A 15,221-nucleotide genomic window follows, 5' to 3' on the forward strand; every position below is an offset into this window, starting at 1 on the left:
GTAGCAAAACCCTTACTAAGATGGTTTCCTAAATCTGTGTCCATCCGGTTCTACAACCACAAACGCTCGAACTAATTCCGCTTCAGAGTAAGTTTCTAGAACTTTTACCAGTTGATTGTGAATTATATTAACAGTGGTAGGAAGAATTCGGAGATAGATGACTCCAGATCCCATTGCTTGAACAAAAACAAGATTTCCGTAATCTCTATCTCGCGTGACGAGAATACGATTTTGTCCTTGTGCTGTCTTAAGTATTTCTTCATCACTTGCTTGTGAAAGACCAATCTGAGCAACAAGAACTACGTCATGTCCAGCATCAACTATAAATCTTGCTGTCACAGCATATACATCTTGATCCAGTAAGAATCTCATGCTCAAATAGATACTAGGCGAATGTCTTCAGCTGCCACTAATGCGATCGCATATTGTAGGCAGGCACGAATATCTTCAATTTGTAGGTCTGGATAGTAGTCTCGGATAATTTCTTCAAATGAAAGCCCGTCATTGAGTAGTTCAAGAATGCTTTGTACAGTGATGCGTGTCCCTGCGACGCAAGGTTTACCAAAATGAATGTGAGAGTTAACTACAATTCTGTCCATATAACTATAAACTAATAAGATGTTTCCTAAATTATAAAATAATAAGTCGCGCTGCATCTATAAATGTAGTGAAGCAGACTTTAAGACTTAACGTGATATAGGACTTATATTTAATTTTTGAAATACACCTAGAGTGCGTTAGCCAGAGGCATAACGCACCATCCCAAGGTTTTGGTGCGTTACGCTACGTTGCAAGTGTTCTCTCAGCCGCTAAGTCAGCAAGTAGCTTAGTACTTCATGCTTCTGCTTGGAAAGCTAGTATTACTTTACTTAAATCATAAAAAGACCTGTCCAGTGTAAATTTACTACTTTTAAAATACGATTTCCCTCTCTAAATAAAATAATTTTTATACTTATGATATATTTGGTATTCCAAAAATAAATAATTCAACAAATTAACTATAAAAAAACTCATGATTAATATTGTTTTAAATAATTTTGACGGAAGAGCGACGATTTAATTTAAAATCGGTAAACAAAATAATTACATAATTACTATAAATAACCGCCCACCTAAAGATACAGATTTTATCAGATTCTTCTCAGCTTATAGAGACAAACAGACAATCTGGCAAGCAATTAAAGATGTGGTTCAGCAAATAGATAGACAAACAGAAGATTTATCATCATTTAAATCTCCTAAATCTCCAGACACAAAAATGTCATCTGCCCATCTTTCCAATGAACCAAGACTAAAATTGAAACTTTTTGTAGAGGAAGTTTTTTTTCACGCTTACGCCGCTTGCCTGATTGCAGAAGAAAGAAAATCTGATCGATATGCTGAAACAACTAATTATCCTAGAATAGGAAAACGAATTAAGCTTTTAGCAGCATACCAATTTTTGTTTGAGGGGTTATCTGTGGAATCTGCTGCAAACTTCTTAAAAGGTAAGAAAGCTTGGCAAATAGATCGAGAATGCAAAAATAGAGGTATTTAGCTAGATTAACCTATTAGACTAATATAGAGGCTTTGATTCATGATACGAACAAAGCCTCTTAAAAGAAGAAGTTATCAGCAGTAAACTAGAACTCTACACCATGTTTCTTGGCAATTTCAGTAAGTTTTTCAGACTGATGTTGCGATGCTTTAGTCAAGAGTTCATCAGCCTGTTCTCTAGTACTTCCCTCTTTAGGGATTAAGTACTTGACATAAAGGGATACAAAATCGGCAGCGATCGCTAAACCGGATAAAGCATGTTTGTCAGCTTCCTTACCAGCGATCGCAGCTACTAAACCTGCTCTAATTGGGTCTGGTTTAACTTTCATGAACTGATCGACAAGTTTAGGGATGTACTCTGCTGGCGGCAAATTATCTAACTTACTTCTATCTGGAGTAAAGTTACATTCTGCGGCTTTCGCTTGCTCTAAAACACACCATTCTATGTATTCTTGCAATCCTGCATCGGGAACGCGAGGGAGATATTCGTGTAGCGCTAAATCAGACACAAGCTTACCCTGTAAATTTCTATTTTGTTGAAGTGAATTAAGGCAAGCCTAACGCACTGTTTCTATAAGTTTTAGTGTGTTACGCTACGAGTTTTGAATAAAAGGGCATTGGGCATTGGGAATTAGGCATGAGGCAATGAGCAATTGATGCAAGACCCCAAAGCGGTTAAAAAGTTTATTGCGACATTTTTACTAGGTTAAAAGAGTTGATGGAGCGATCGCCGATATAGCAAATGTAGTCGCCGAAGTAGCAAATGCGATCACCGATATAGCAAATGTAGTCGCTGAAATAGCAAATGTAGTCGCTGAAATAGCAAATGTAGTCGCCGAAGTAGCAAATGCGATCGTTGAAAGAGATCCTGATACTAAGTTCTATGTTGGCTATGTCCCTGGCTTTCCTGGAGCGCATTCTCAAGGTGAAACCTTGGATGAATTGCAGGAAAATTTACGTGAAGTTATTGAGATGCTTCTAGAGGATGAGGATTTGGGTTGACACTCAGTGGATGACCAATCCAGTAAGCTGTAAGTGTGTCTAGCCGCTACGCGTCTACACTCAATTATCAAGTATTAGGGACTAACTATAACGACAAATTGTAGTTACAATTTAGCAATGGAATTCGAGTGGGATGAAACCAAGCGTCTTGCTAATCTTCGTAAGCATGGAATTGATTTTGTTAATGTTCCGATGGTTTTTGATGGAGACATCGTGAGTGTTGAAGACGATCGCTTTAGTTACCAAGAGCAGCGCTTCATCACCCTTGGCTTGTTACAAGGACGAGTTATTGCCATTGTCCACACAGAACGAGAGAATCGCATTCGCATTATTTCCGCAAGAAAAGCAACCAAATATGAACAACGAACCTACTTCCAACAAATCTCAGACTGATTGGCAACGCCTAGATGCCATGACTGATGAAGACATTGACCTATCTGACTGCCCAGAAATTACACCAGAACTGTTTACCAAGGCGGTGGTTCGCCGGGGATTACCCTCTGCTAAAAGCAAATCTCAAGTTACCTTACGTATTGATAATGATGTTTTAGAATGGTTCAAATCTCAAGGGCACGGCTATCAAAGCCAAATTAATAGTCTGCTTCGAGCTTATATGGAATCTCATCACTAATATGAAATTGGAAGACCTCAGAAAAGATAACATCGGTCAGATTTATGCTTGGTTCCCTAAAAAGGGAAATGATGAATCTTCTATGCTCCTAATCACCTATCCTTACTATTCAATTAAAGCTTTCTACTTTTCATGTCAGAATCTTGAGCAACTGGAGCAATCAAAAGGTATAATTAATCAGGGAAATGTTTCCATAAGTGCAGTTGGTTTTTGGTTTCTTGCTATTGAAGCGTTTATAAGCACATTGCTAAAAATTGCTTGTTTTCTTAAAGATAAGGATTTCAAAAACTTTAAAGGAAAACAAATCAACGGTCGTCTCACAGCAGTTTTTGAACTACTGGAAATTGAGAATCAAGTTTTTTATCGCTCAGGAATATTCCAAAAATTACAAGAATTTGAAACTTTCAGAAATGAGGTTTTTCACGATAGATTCTTTAATTCAGAAGTTCAATTTGACAAGACAAGTTTTTCTTCTATACCTTATCTAGCTAATCAGGTAGACGTTGTTCAAGCTTCAATTATTGCATTAGATATTTTTGAGGCATTCCGATTTGTATATCCTGAGCGCGATCTAATGCCAAATATATTTATCGAAAAAAATAACTCATTTGGATTCATTAAGTATGATCTTCTTTACAAAGAAGTTATGTTACCACTTTTTTCTCAAGCTCTAAGTAAACATAGTCTTAATACGAATTTAGTAACTGAACCTTTAGAGATAAGGCTTTCAGAGAGTTCAATATTGCAAAAAGGAGATGTTAAGATAATTCTACGACACTCTCATAAAGAAGATATTGTTCACTTAGCCAATAATACTGAAACAAATATAGGAGGTAGTTTGTTCAAGAAAGCTCGTGATTTAATCACAATAAATGAGGAGGAGGAATTTCAAATTCCTGGGTATTAGCAAGTATAGTAAATAAGTGTAATTTACACAAGATTCTGCTTATCGATTTGCTCAACAGTATATATAGTCGCAGCCTAATAGGAAAGTTACAGCAGATTGCAGGTAAATGAAGTACACAGGTAGGGGCACAGCACTGCTATGCTCTTAAAATCATCTGTACCTCACCAAGTTGCAATCTGCTGTAATGTCAGCAAATCTAATAATAATGAGCTAATGACTAACTAAATGATAATTAACCATTAGCTATTAGTATCTTCTAAGCAGTCCGAAAACGCGCCAACTCTTCACCAGTCTTAGCATCATGGGCGTGGACTGTACACACTAAACAAGAATCAAACGATCGCGCCACATGACCAACTTCCACTGGGTCGCTAGAATCGTAAATGGGTGTGCCAATTAAAGCTTCTTCAATGGGGCCGCGGATTCCTTCACCGTCACGAGGGCCAATATTCCAAGTACCTGGGGCAATGACTTGGTAATTCTTAATCTTACCGCCCTCCACTTCTACCCAGTGAGACAAGGAACCGCGTGCTGCTTCTGTTGCACCCCAACCGCGACCATCTTTTTCTTTGGGTTTGATATACCAGGGGTCGTTTAATTTGAATTCGCGTAAACAGTGTTCGGCTTGGCGATATAACTTGACAATTTCGTGAAGTCGTGCAAGCTGACGCACATGAATACTAGCGCCACCCATCCGTTTGAATACATCGAGGATAAAGCCGTCGTAGTGCTGCCAAGATTCACCATGTTTGCCACCTGCAACTAATTGCCGCGCTAAGGGGCCAACTTCCAAACGTCCGAAGTCTTTGTGCAGGACTGCACTCGACCAAGAGTAGGCGTTATCGAAGTCTTTTGTATTATTTGCAGTGGGTTTAGTGGTGCGATCGCTAGGGTGAATATCTGCTGTCCCTTCATCGTACCAGGAGTGAGTTGTATTCTCGCGGGTAAATGATTGATCCATTAAGGTGTGAGTGTGTGTGAAGCTGTCATACACTCCACTTTTCATGATCATCGCCGCATTTCGTCCTTCGATAGTCGGCTTTTGGTATTTATCTTCATGGGCTAAATATCCCCAAGTAACATATTTACCAACACCAGCGCCATATCTATCTAGACCGATATCTAAACCCATGCGCCAATAAAAACCTAAGTCGGAATCTCGATGATTTCGGTTTTCATCCAGCCAATCCCTGAAGTCATCATATGTCTCGATTTGTTCATAGCGTTCTAAAGAACAACCCAACCATACTGGTTCTAACCAATTGGTGCGGAAATATTCTAGAATCGCCCAAGCGCGGGTGATGTCTGTTAAAGTGGGGGCGCACATCACCCCACCGGGAACCATGTAGCTAGAATGGGGCCATTGTCCGCCTAATAGTGCATAAATTTCTACGGGTTTAGCAGAAATTGTTATGCCTAGTTCGTAAGATTTGCCAGTGAAGGCGGCAAAGCGTCTCACAGCTTCTTGATAGAAACGGCTATTTCGGTATTTTTTATTGGTCAAGTCAATGGCAAATAGACCATAAAAATAGCGAGGGATGCTTTGGATTGTTTCGACAATTTGACCGAGATTTCTCGCCAAAATTGCATTGCGAGGAACTTCTGTTTCCCAAGCTGTATCTAATGCCCAAGATGCACAAGTCAGGTGAGAACCGCCGCAAATGCCGCAAATGCGAGGTGTGACAATTAATCCGGCTTGGGGGTCTTTACCGCGGAGGATAACTTCAAATCCTCGGAAAAGTTCGGCATGTGTCCAGGCGTTCACTACTCGCCCATTCTCAATGTCAACTCGGACATCTAAATCGCCTTCAACTCTACCGACGGGCGAAATGTCTAATGATTGAATTCCCATTCGCTTCTCCTTTAATTGTTAAGGGGAGTGGGGAAAATTCACCTATTCCCTATTCCCCATTCCCTAAACTGTAAAAAAGTCTTCTTCTGCCCAAGGTGGTGCGGCATCTTTGGCAATCATTGTGAGTAAGGCGTAGTCTTTTTTGTTCACCCCTGGCGGTAATTCTTTAGGAACTCCCATCACTGTTTGGGTTTTAAATACGGTTCCGGGTTTGAGGTCAAAGAAAGGAAATTCTGGTTCTGTGCAACCTAAACAAGGCATTCCGGCGCGAGTTTTGGAAGAGACGCGGTTCCATAAGATGCGGTTGCAGGAAGAATGGGTCATGGGGCCGCGACAACCCAAGTCATAAAATAGGCATCCTTTACGCTGACCAAATTCGGCGGTTGATGCTTTGTAGGCAAAGTGGACGTTGCGGGTACAACCTGTTTGGGTATAACTGTTGAAGAAGGTTTGGGGACGATTTAGTTCGTCGAAAGCAATGTCTGCTATGCGTCCAGTAGCGATCGCAACTAATATCTGCGTAATCCAGTCGGGATGGGAGGGACATCCAGGTATATTAATTACAGGTAATCCGGCTTTAGACAAGAAGTCTTTACCTAAAAAGCCGCCTTCTTGACGCTTGAGAAATTGCAAACCTTCCGACTCGGTGGGGTTGGGTGACATGGCGGGAATTCCTCCCCATGTGGCACAGTCTCCCACGGCGACGATAAAATGAGCAACTTTGGCGAGGTCTGCTAACCAATCTTTCATGGCGCGATCAGCAAACCGATTCCATTCGCCTGTGCCATTGGGGGCGTTAACAACACTGCCTTCAAATACCAAGATATCTAGGGGAATTGTGCCAGAAATGCAATCTCGCAGCATTGTTTGCAAGTTGTTACCTATTTCCAATCCCAAGGATGGATGCCAAAGTAAGTTGATGCCAAAGTCGGCAATTAAATCGCAGACTGTCGGTTCTTCGGCGTTGAGAAATGACATGGTGTTGCCTGAACAAGCACCACCCTGTAGCCATAGTACGTTAGTCATCAGCTAGGTGTTTTTCTATTGTTTAACATGCATGATGTAGGTGATAATGCTTGTAAAACCTCACCTGGTTATCAATATTTATTTTTCAATTCTAAGATATTTTTTTATTTAATTTACTTTCCTTAAAAAATTTAATCATTAACAATAACTAAAATCCTATCAAGATTATTTTAAAGTCTTATGTATGTTAGATATGTAACACATTTAACAAATAAAAAAGCTTCACAAATAAACGGTATTAATTTATTGCAGTTAAAACTCTCGAGTTATTAATAAAAATTATTCCTAACTGCTAATCTGGGTAAGGTCATAAGTATTTTAAGCCGTCAGATTTTAATGCAATAACTGAGTCAAATACAGTAAAATATCGAGGCGCAAGGTTTTGTACCCCGACCTAGCAGTTTATTGTTTTAGGATTTTGGTTGTGCAGCTTGTCTAACAACTTGTTCGTCCAAACCTAACGCTTGAGCTATCTGCTCAATACTCAACCCCAGCGCTAATAACTGAGGTATCGTTTCTAACTTACCCTCTTGTTTACCTTCTTGTCTACCTTCTGCAAAAACATCTTGGTAAAATCTAGTCTGCTTTAACTCATTTGATCCAAACATTTTTCCGATCTCCTCCTGGCTCAATTGCGGCAACTTGTAGATTAATATCGTCTCTATCAATTGTATAATTTCCCTAATAGTAGCGACATCTGGAATTTCCTGTCGGGCAGTGTTGACTATTTCTAGAGCTTTTGTTGTCGCTGTTGATTCAGGTTCGATGATCAGTTTAACTGTCTCGATGCCGATTGATGATGCCTCAATTGAGCTTAATTCGTCAAGATAGACGCGAGTCAATCGTTGTGAGTTGAGTAATTCTGTATATCTTTCGGTATCTCCAGTATCAACGCTGTGGTTAGAGAAGATAATAACACCACGCCAATTGTTGGTTAATTCAGTTTTGTCGAGATAGTTAAAGATTTCAGTGAACAAACGTGAGTAGAGTTTTTTGTCTGGTTGAAATTGGACTTAGACAAAATAGATGGGTAGTTCTGCTGCATTTGGCAGGAAGACGCCATCGATTCTAAACGCCAGTTGTTTGACTTCTACTGAAGAAAATTGGTAAGCACTAGCTAGTTGCGGCGGTTGGTTAATCAGTTCAAAGAAAGTGCTGGGAATACTTTGGAAGATGCGATAGAAGATACTGTCTGTTTTCAAAGGAGCTAGTTTTACAGTTGATGAACATATTTTACACTTCGACGATCCCGTAGCGACTCTTTGGAGTACACAAAATATATATATGTCAACAATTCAATAAATAATATTTGAATTGTGTTAGGTGATGATACAAAAAATATTTTAAAAATATTAGGTGTTTAAAGCTGACATTAATATTAGCAATTTCCCCCTAGAATTTTAGAAATAGGGTGTTTTATAGTATTTTATTGAGCATGGTATAGGACACTGGCTATAGGGGATTAAGTTTCTTCCCTAGTTCCTAGTCCCTAATCCTAGCCTCAGACAAAAAAGGGGAATTCCGCCTAAAGGACTCGAAGCCTGCGTAAATCAGTATCGCCCGTGATCAGATGCGAAAGCGTGTCTTGATCATTCGTGGGCGTTGACAGACTCAATTCCCAATTGGCTAGAGTACGGCAGAGTTATGACCCCTAGCATTACAGATTCAGCGGTGAAGGCTGCGATCGCAGCTGTTGCATCGGAGTCAGCCTCAACAGAGGAAAAAATCCAGATGCTGATCGAGATAGCACAGGGCTTTCAAAAAAAGCCCAAAGCTGCCCAAGACTTGCGAAATGCAGTTGGGTTATATTACCGAGCCTATGAAATGTGTGGTGAGGAATATCCCCTGCTGAAAGCCAGGGCCCAAGTGGGCATGGCAGGGACATTACAGGCAATACCGGATGCTGAGTACCAACTGCTGCTGCAAGCGAAAGCAGGTTATGAAGAAGCGCTACCGATTTTACAACAATTAGCAACGCCAGAGGAAGTGGCAGAGACGCAGATGAATTTTGGGCTGGTGTTGCAGTCACTTGTACCGTTCAATTTGGCACGGATAACCGACAGCATCCAAGCTTATCATGAAGCGTTGCGGGTATTTACTTGGGACGATTACCCCCAAGAATACGCGATTTTATATAACAATATTGCGATTGCTTACCTTTCCATGCCCTTAGCATCGGAACGGGAATACTTGCGTCAAGGGTTAGCAGTGCAATCATTTGAGGTGGCGCTGAAGCATATTAATTTGATTGACCATCCCAGAGAATATGCGATGTTGCAAAACAATTTGGGTAACGCCTTGCAATATTTAGTGAGTTCCCATCCTGTGGAGAATAATTTAAAGGCGATCGCAGCTTATGACGAAGCGCTAAAAGTGCGTAATCCCAAAGATACACCTCTAGAGTACGCTAACACAATTTCTAACAAAGCTAACGCCCTCTTCAACTTACCAGATGACCAGGAGAAACCAGAAGCTGGTAATCCTAAAAATCTTTTGCAAGCGCGTATCTACTATCAAGACGCTTTAGAAATATTTACAAAATATCAACAAATGGAACAAGCAGAGGTAGTAGCCCAAGCCCTACAAGATGTGGAAGCAGAAATGAAGGGTTAGGAATTATAAGTTATGGCTCTAATTTAATTCCTAATTCACTCTTCACTTTAATCAAGAGGACAAAACAGCATGAGAGATATTTTTACCTATTCAAATGTGATAAATTTTCTCACAAGTTTAGCAGATGGTGACCTGAATATAGCAACAGAATTTGTGTGGCTAATCATAGCAACAGCCTTGTCTATGGTCGGCGGTGCAATTGGTGGAATGCTGTTAGCTGGAAAAGATATAGGCTATCAGTTTTCAGCAATGCTTGGTGCATTATTTGCTCCTGCCGGTGTAATTCCCGCCATTATCTTAGGGCTTGCTGCCTTAAATTTTTTGACAAATTATTAGGAGAAAAAATGTTAGAAATAGGGTGGTTTTCTGTCAAGTTATTTTTAAAAGGAAAGCTACTACGCGACCCAATATTTTTTATCAAACAAACTACTATTGGTGTTGCTGTAGGTTTCTTACTATTAGTGTTACTCGCACAAGCCCCAATTCCCTTCTACTTCCCAATAATATTATCTAGCTTAGTGACAGGCATGATTATGCCATATCTCCTCAAGGATTTCAAAATGAAGTGAATTGTCCTTTGTGAATAATAATGCTCCATGCCGAATGACCAATGACCAACCTTGAAGAATTAGTTCAGGAAATTAACCGCTTTGAAGCAATTATATCCGAGTGGGATGAAAGCCAACGGTGTGTAGCAGTGGGTCTAAAAAGAGCAATTGAAGCTTTGCACAAAACTGCATTGACTAGTTTGATTAAAAGTCTAAAACAAGAATCAATGTCAGCTTTACGTCATGCTGTTGCTGATGAAGTAGTGTATGCAGTGCTACTGTATCACGAACTAGTGAAACCACCAAAACCACCATTAGCACAACGCATTCAGATAGCCCTTGAAGAAATTCGCCCAGATTTAAAAAGCCATAATGGAGATGTAGAACTAATAGCAATTAAGCCACCAGATACAGTAGAAGTTAGATTAATAGGAACTTGCAGCAGTTGTCCGGCTTCTACTTTGACTTTATCTCAGGGAGTAGAACAGGCAATCAAAAACCATTGTCCCGAAATTACTAAAGTAGTTGCAGTCAATAACAACCCTACTGTTAATAACGCAAATTCTGGTTTAATCAGTCCCTTTTCTTCAAAAATAACTTCTACTTGGATCAAAGTGGCAACTATTGATCAAGTTCCTGAATTTAGTGTATTGGCAGTACAACTTGCTGGTAATTCACTAATTTTACATCGTCAAGGTGTTACGGTAACATGTTACCGTAATGCTTGCACTCATTTAGGATCTCCCTTAGAAAAGGGTAAGGTTGAAAATGGTATTATTACCTGTCCTTCCCACGGATTCCAGTACAAGTTAGAGACAGGTGAATGCTTAACTGCACCTGATGTTTCGCTTCAGTCGTATCCAGTACAGATTAAGGAGGATAAGGTTTTTGTAAAAATCTAAAAATCATCATGCGAAGCTAACATCTCAGCAAATATACTTGACGATTAGGAAATCACGGCTATATTGCTTTTTAATTTCAGTACTTCGCGCATTCATTTTAGTGTTTTGTGCAAGTAAAAAGATAGATTTCTTTCTCAATATATCTGAATTGTTTCTCATTTGTGTAATTTAGTTATTCATTTTAGTGTTTTGAGAAAGCAAAATGGCTAAATGCTTTCTCAAAATGCCTGATTGCTTTCTCATTTTGGTGTTTTCCGCAAGCAAAAAGACATATTGCTTTCTCAAAATGCCTGATTGCTTTCTCATTTCAGTAGATTTAGCAAGCAAAAAGGCATATTGCTTTCTCAAAATGCTTGATTGCTTTCTCATTTCAGTACATCCCGCACTCATGACAAATATCGCTATGTAGCAAAAGCCACTGAAGATTTGCAGAAATCTTTTAATCTTGATTAATACGGAAGTTTTTTTAATATTTTTACTTGATTTAAAATAAAAATATCAGGCAAAATTGTTACTGTTGTTACATGTTTCTAAACATTAATGATTTTAAATAATTATCAGCGTCTATCTGCGGTTCATGGATATCCCAATCAAAATTAATCCTATATCACAATTACCGCCAGAAGCAACAGAAATTTCTCAATATTTACCTCTATCACCTCAAGGTGCAGAGGTAATTTTAGGCAACATTATTGAACCACAACAATTAGTGATACCTGTAGCACCCAGTCCCACAACAATGTTCGGGCCTCGTGCTGCTTGTTTGTTATCAGAAACTGGCCCCTTATGGGTATCAGATACGGGACATCATCGATTATTGGGATGGCAGAATTTACCCACGAGAGATAGTCAACCTGCTGATTGGGTAATTGGACAACCTGACTTTTATCATGAAGGACAAAATGCTAAAAGTACACCGGGAAGTGCAACCTTAAGTGTGCCAACAGGGATTTGTGCTTGCGACGAAGGATTAGCTGTAGCAGATGGTTGGAATCATCGGGTTTTGATTTGGAAAAACTTACCTGAAGATAACAATGTTCCAGCGGATTTGGTGTTAGGGCAAGTTAATTTTACTGAGAATGAACCAAATCGAGGAAATCAAGCAGCATCAGCCAATACAATGCACTGGCCCTATGGTGTTTTCTATCATCAAGGACGATTATTCATTGCTGATACTGGTAATCGAAGGGTATTAATTTGGCATCAATTACCAACAGAAAATGGTCAACCCGCTGATTTAGTTTTGGGACAACCAAATATGATATCTCGCAATGAAAACGGCGGTGCTTCTCCAACCGCAGCGAGTATGCGTTGGTGTCACGATATCACCTTTTGGGGAGAAAATCTGGTTATCAGCGATGCAGGTAATCACCGGGTAATGATTTGGCAGGGAATACCAACAGAAAATAATACCCCTTGTGCAGTGGTTTTAGGACAAAAAAACTTTGATTTTGTGGAAATGAATCAAGGAGTTTATTATCCTAGTGCTAGTAGCTTGAGTATGCCTTATGGTGTAGGGGTAACTGAGGATTGGTTAGTAGTTGCAGATACTGCTAATTCCCGTTTGTTAGGATGGAGAAAACCAGAATCAATTTTATCACTGCAAGGTGCAGTAGCAAATGGGTTGGCAGGACAAACAAATTTTCAAAGTAAAGGTGAAAATCGTAATTTCGGACTACCTAAACGAGATAGCTTAAATTGGTGTTACGGAATAAAAATTTGTGGCAATACAACGATAATAGCTGATTCTGGAAATAACCGAATATTGCTGTGGCAGTTTAACTATGCCAACTGAAGAAATTAGAGTTCGTGGTACTGTTCAAGGAGTAGGATTTCGCCCTACTGTATATCGTCTTGCTAAAGCCTCTGGTTTGCAGGGAGATGTTTGTAATGATGGTCAAGGTGTTTTAATTAGGGTATCTGGTAGTGAGGAAGCAATAACCAAATTTGTTGCCAGATTGCAAACAGAATGTCCACCGTTGGCAAGAATTAATCAACTAACAAGAATTATTTATGAACGTGAATTAAAATTTGATAATTTTGTGATTTCTACTAGCGTCAGTAGTGCCATCAAAACAGAAATTACCCCTGATGCAGCTACTTGTCCGCAATGTCAACAAGAAATATTCGACCCCTTTAGCCGCTTTTATCGTTACCCCTTTACTAACTGTACTCATTGCGGCCCCCGCCTGAGTATTATTCGTGCAATTCCTTACGACAGATGCAATACCAGTATGTCTGCGTTTGCCATCTGTTCAGAATGTGCAAAGGAATACCACGATGTCGAAAACCGCCGTTTTCACGCCCAACCCGTTGCTTGTTATGCTTGCGGCCCCACAGCTTGGTTAGAACGCGCCGATGGGAAATCGATTACTGCTTCCATGTTTTCCATGATGGATGATGTTGATGCCGTTTGTACCCTGTTGCAAAAGGGTGAGATTGTGGGAATTAAAGGGTTAGGTGGTATTCATCTGGCTTGCGATGCAACTCAGGAAACTGTTGTACAAAAACTGCGTCAGCGCAAAAGGCGTTATCACAAACCCTTTGCTTTAATGGCGCGAGATATTGAGATAATTGAAGAGTATTGCACTATCAACGCCAAAGAAAAAGAATTATTGACAAGTCCTGCTGCACCAATTGTTTTACTACAAGCGACAGGTAAAAAAGTAGTAGCACCATCGATAGCATCCGGGCAAAATACCCTCGGATTTATGCTACCTTATACGCCCTTACATCATTTAATTTTGCGGCGGATGAATCGCCCAATTGTTTTAACAAGTGGCAATCTTGCTGATGAACCACAATGTATTGATAATGACGAAGCAAGAGAAAAATTAGGGACAATCGCTGATTATTTTCTCTTTCACAATCGAGAGATTATTAATCGGGTAGATGATTCAGTTGTGCGGATTATCGGCAATAAAGCTCAAACAATTCGCCGTGCCAGAGGATATGCACCAGCACCGATTATTTTACCATTAGGATTTCAGAATGTGCCGCAAATTTTAGCAATGGGTAGTGAGTTAAAAAATACCTTTTGCCTATTGCGTGAAGGAGAAGCAATTCTTTCTCAACATCTGGGAGATTTAGAAAATGGTTTGACTTTCAATGCTTACCAAGACACTTTGAATTTATACTTAAATTTATTTGAACATAAACCAGAAATAATTGCCATCGATAAACACCCGGAATATCTCTCCAGCAAACTTGGAAAAGAACTCGCAGATACAAATCAAATCAAAATTCATCAAATTCAACATCATCACGCGCATATCGCTGCTTGCATGGTAGAAAATGGTATTCCTCTAGATTCACCTCCGGTATTAGGCATCGCTTTAGATGGTTTAGGTTACGGTGATGATGGTACACTCTGGGGCGGAGAATTTATTTTAGCTGATTACCGAAAATTTCAGCGACTAGCAACATTTAAACCAGTAGCAATGATTGGTGGTGAACAAGCAATTTATCAGCCTTGGCGTAATACCTATGCTCAATTAATATCTGCTAACCTTTGGAATGATTGCCAACAACAATATAGTGATTTAGAAATCGTAAAATTTCTGAATAAAAAACCACTAAAGCTACTCAATCAACTTATGGAGAAAGGGATTAACTCTCCTCCAGCTTCCTCAGTGGGGCGGTTGTTCGATGCTGTGGCAGCGGCTATCGGTATTTATAGAGATGAATGTAGCTATGAAGGACAAGCTGCGATTGCAATGGAAGCTATAGTAGATGTAAGCAGCTTAAATAATCATAAAGAAACGCCAAAATATCCTTTTAATTTTATATTTTCAGATAGTATTTATTGTATAGACCCGCGTCAAATGTGGCAAGCCTTGCTCAATGACTTACAGCAGCAAATTACCGAACAAGTTATAGCTGCAAAGTTTCACAAAGGTTTAGCTAATGCGATTGTGGAGATGGTTAAGCATCTTTGTCAAGAAAATCTGATTAATCAGGTTGTCCTAACAGGAGGAGTATTTCAAAATTGTATATTGTTAGAGCAAGTTACCAAACAATTACAAACCTTGGGAATAAAAGTACTTACTCACAGCTTAGTTCCAGCTAATGACGGCGGGTTATCTTTGGGACAAGCAGTTATTGCAGCCGCACAATTAATACATAAGTATTGATATTTGACAAACTGTTTCCTTAGAAATAATTTCCTCTGCGTTCTCTGCGCCTCAGTGGTTCGTTTATCTTA

At 39.6% G+C, this 15,221-nt stretch carries 17 protein-coding genes and 1 pseudogene; 11 read left to right on the plus strand and 7 right to left on the minus strand.

Features of this window, described 5'->3' with window-relative positions; all coding sequences use genetic code 11:
• Positions 1-15 precede the first annotated feature (15 nt).
• Positions 16-372 carry a DUF5615 family PIN-like protein gene (locus tag V7K40_RS07605; RefSeq protein ID WP_334958224.1) on the minus strand — a complete coding sequence of 119 codons (357 nt, stop codon included), beginning with the start codon at positions 370-372 and terminating at the stop codon, positions 16-18.
• A gap of 2 nt (positions 373-374) precedes the next feature.
• Positions 375-599, minus strand: coding sequence for a DUF433 domain-containing protein (locus tag V7K40_RS07610; RefSeq protein WP_334826785.1), 225 nt, complete (start codon positions 597-599; stop codon positions 375-377).
• A 587-nt stretch (positions 600-1,186) separates the two neighbouring features.
• On the opposite strand from V7K40_RS07610, the gene V7K40_RS07615 reads away from it, so the two are divergent.
• Positions 1,187-1,537: a hypothetical protein gene (locus tag V7K40_RS07615; RefSeq protein ID WP_334958226.1), complete on the plus strand. Its 351-nt coding sequence runs from the start codon at positions 1,187-1,189 to the stop codon at positions 1,535-1,537.
• Between the two features lie 85 nt (positions 1,538-1,622).
• Here the strand turns inward: V7K40_RS07615 and V7K40_RS07620 are convergent, their stop codons facing one another.
• Positions 1,623-2,045, minus strand: a complete 423-nt coding sequence (locus tag V7K40_RS07620) for a hypothetical protein (RefSeq protein WP_334958228.1) — start codon at positions 2,043-2,045, stop codon at positions 1,623-1,625.
• 310 nt (positions 2,046-2,355) lie between these two features.
• On the opposite strand from V7K40_RS07620, the gene V7K40_RS07625 reads away from it, so the two are divergent.
• The 4 genes from V7K40_RS07625 to V7K40_RS07640 all read left to right on the plus strand — a co-directional run bounded on the left by V7K40_RS07625 (position 2,356) and on the right by V7K40_RS07640 (position 4,076).
• Positions 2,356-2,538 (plus strand): type II toxin-antitoxin system HicB family antitoxin, encoded by a 183-nt coding sequence (locus V7K40_RS07625; protein ID WP_334958480.1) that lies wholly within the window; start codon positions 2,356-2,358, stop codon positions 2,536-2,538.
• 117 nt (positions 2,539-2,655) lie between these two features.
• Positions 2,656-2,931, plus strand: a complete 276-nt coding sequence (locus tag V7K40_RS07630; protein WP_334958230.1) for a BrnT family toxin — start codon at positions 2,656-2,658, stop codon at positions 2,929-2,931.
• Positions 2,894-3,169, plus strand: a complete 276-nt coding sequence (locus tag V7K40_RS07635) for a BrnA antitoxin family protein (protein ID WP_334958232.1) — start codon at positions 2,894-2,896, stop codon at positions 3,167-3,169. Before V7K40_RS07630 ends, V7K40_RS07635 begins: the two co-directional genes overlap by 38 nt.
• A gap of 1 nt (position 3,170) precedes the next feature.
• The gene (locus V7K40_RS07640; protein ID WP_334958234.1) at positions 3,171-4,076 is read left to right on the plus strand and encodes a hypothetical protein; all 906 of its coding nucleotides are present in this window, start codon (positions 3,171-3,173) and stop codon (positions 4,074-4,076) included.
• A gap of 256 nt (positions 4,077-4,332) precedes the next feature.
• On the opposite strand, the gene V7K40_RS07645 is transcribed toward V7K40_RS07640, so the two are convergent.
• From V7K40_RS07645 to V7K40_RS07655, 3 genes and pseudogenes are all read right to left on the minus strand, one after another.
• On the minus strand, positions 4,333-5,928 hold the full coding sequence (locus V7K40_RS07645; RefSeq protein ID WP_334958236.1) for a nickel-dependent hydrogenase large subunit: 1,596 nt from the start codon (positions 5,926-5,928) through the stop codon (positions 4,333-4,335).
• Between the two features lie 63 nt (positions 5,929-5,991).
• Entirely contained in the window at positions 5,992-6,954 is a 963-nt protein-coding gene (locus V7K40_RS07650; protein WP_334958238.1) for a hydrogenase small subunit, read from the minus strand.
• 410 nt (positions 6,955-7,364) lie between these two features.
• Positions 7,365-8,156: pseudogene (locus tag V7K40_RS07655) on the minus strand (Rpn family recombination-promoting nuclease/putative transposase).
• Between the two features lie 442 nt (positions 8,157-8,598).
• On the opposite strand from V7K40_RS07655, the gene V7K40_RS07660 reads away from it, so the two are divergent.
• The 4 genes from V7K40_RS07660 (at position 8,599) to V7K40_RS07675 (ending at position 11,017) form a co-directional block, all read left to right on the plus strand.
• Positions 8,599-9,567 carry a hypothetical protein gene (locus V7K40_RS07660; protein WP_334958241.1) on the plus strand — a complete coding sequence of 323 codons (969 nt, stop codon included), beginning with the start codon at positions 8,599-8,601 and terminating at the stop codon, positions 9,565-9,567.
• A gap of 69 nt (positions 9,568-9,636) precedes the next feature.
• Complete coding sequence (locus V7K40_RS07665; protein WP_334958243.1) at positions 9,637-9,903, plus strand: hypothetical protein; 267 nt, start codon at positions 9,637-9,639, stop codon at positions 9,901-9,903.
• 8 nt (positions 9,904-9,911) lie between these two features.
• Positions 9,912-10,136, plus strand: a complete 225-nt coding sequence (locus tag V7K40_RS07670; protein WP_334958245.1) for a hypothetical protein — start codon at positions 9,912-9,914, stop codon at positions 10,134-10,136.
• 41 nt (positions 10,137-10,177) lie between these two features.
• Positions 10,178-11,017: a NifU family protein gene (locus V7K40_RS07675; protein ID WP_334958247.1), complete on the plus strand. Its 840-nt coding sequence runs from the start codon at positions 10,178-10,180 to the stop codon at positions 11,015-11,017.
• 168 nt (positions 11,018-11,185) lie between these two features.
• Here V7K40_RS07675 and V7K40_RS07680 read toward each other — a convergent pair whose 3' ends face one another.
• On the minus strand, positions 11,186-11,386 hold the full coding sequence (locus V7K40_RS07680; protein WP_334958249.1) for a hypothetical protein: 201 nt from the start codon (positions 11,384-11,386) through the stop codon (positions 11,186-11,188).
• Between the two features lie 208 nt (positions 11,387-11,594).
• On the opposite strand from V7K40_RS07680, the gene V7K40_RS07685 reads away from it, so the two are divergent.
• Together V7K40_RS07685 and hypF are read left to right on the plus strand one after the other, a co-directional pair.
• Positions 11,595-12,812 (plus strand): hypothetical protein, encoded by a 1,218-nt coding sequence (locus tag V7K40_RS07685; RefSeq protein WP_334958251.1) that lies wholly within the window; start codon positions 11,595-11,597, stop codon positions 12,810-12,812.
• On the plus strand, positions 12,802-15,150 hold the full coding sequence (gene hypF / locus V7K40_RS07690; protein WP_334958253.1) for a carbamoyltransferase HypF: 2,349 nt from the start codon (positions 12,802-12,804) through the stop codon (positions 15,148-15,150). The genes V7K40_RS07685 and hypF overlap by 11 nt, the downstream gene beginning before the upstream one ends.
• Positions 15,151-15,221 lie beyond the last annotated feature (71 nt).

This window comes from Nostoc sp., assembly GCF_036917195.1.
Taxonomy (GTDB): domain Bacteria; phylum Cyanobacteriota; class Cyanobacteriia; order Cyanobacteriales; family Nostocaceae; genus Nostoc.

Coding starts and splice junctions, on each gene's coding strand:
- V7K40_RS07605 (WP_334958224.1), bottom strand. CDS start 372: ATGAGATTCTTACTGGATCAAGATGTATATGCTGTGACAGCAAGATTT.
- V7K40_RS07610 (WP_334826785.1), bottom strand. CDS start 599: ATGGACAGAATTGTAGTTAACTCTCACATTCATTTTGGTAAACCTTGC.
- V7K40_RS07630 (WP_334958230.1), top strand. CDS start 2,656: ATGGAATTCGAGTGGGATGAAACCAAGCGTCTTGCTAATCTTCGTAAG.
- V7K40_RS07635 (WP_334958232.1), top strand. CDS start 2,894: ATGAACAACGAACCTACTTCCAACAAATCTCAGACTGATTGGCAACGC.
- V7K40_RS07640 (WP_334958234.1), top strand. CDS start 3,171: ATGAAATTGGAAGACCTCAGAAAAGATAACATCGGTCAGATTTATGCT.
- V7K40_RS07645 (WP_334958236.1), bottom strand. CDS start 5,928: ATGGGAATTCAATCATTAGACATTTCGCCCGTCGGTAGAGTTGAAGGC.
- V7K40_RS07650 (WP_334958238.1), bottom strand. CDS start 6,954: ATGACTAACGTACTATGGCTACAGGGTGGTGCTTGTTCAGGCAACACC.
- V7K40_RS07660 (WP_334958241.1), top strand. CDS start 8,599: ATGACCCCTAGCATTACAGATTCAGCGGTGAAGGCTGCGATCGCAGCT.
- V7K40_RS07665 (WP_334958243.1), top strand. CDS start 9,637: ATGAGAGATATTTTTACCTATTCAAATGTGATAAATTTTCTCACAAGT.
- V7K40_RS07670 (WP_334958245.1), top strand. CDS start 9,912: ATGTTAGAAATAGGGTGGTTTTCTGTCAAGTTATTTTTAAAAGGAAAG.
- V7K40_RS07675 (WP_334958247.1), top strand. CDS start 10,178: ATGACCAACCTTGAAGAATTAGTTCAGGAAATTAACCGCTTTGAAGCA.
- V7K40_RS07680 (WP_334958249.1), bottom strand. CDS start 11,386: ATGAGAAAGCAATCAAGCATTTTGAGAAAGCAATATGCCTTTTTGCTT.
- V7K40_RS07685 (WP_334958251.1), top strand. CDS start 11,595: ATGGATATCCCAATCAAAATTAATCCTATATCACAATTACCGCCAGAA.
- hypF (WP_334958253.1), top strand. CDS start 12,802: ATGCCAACTGAAGAAATTAGAGTTCGTGGTACTGTTCAAGGAGTAGGA.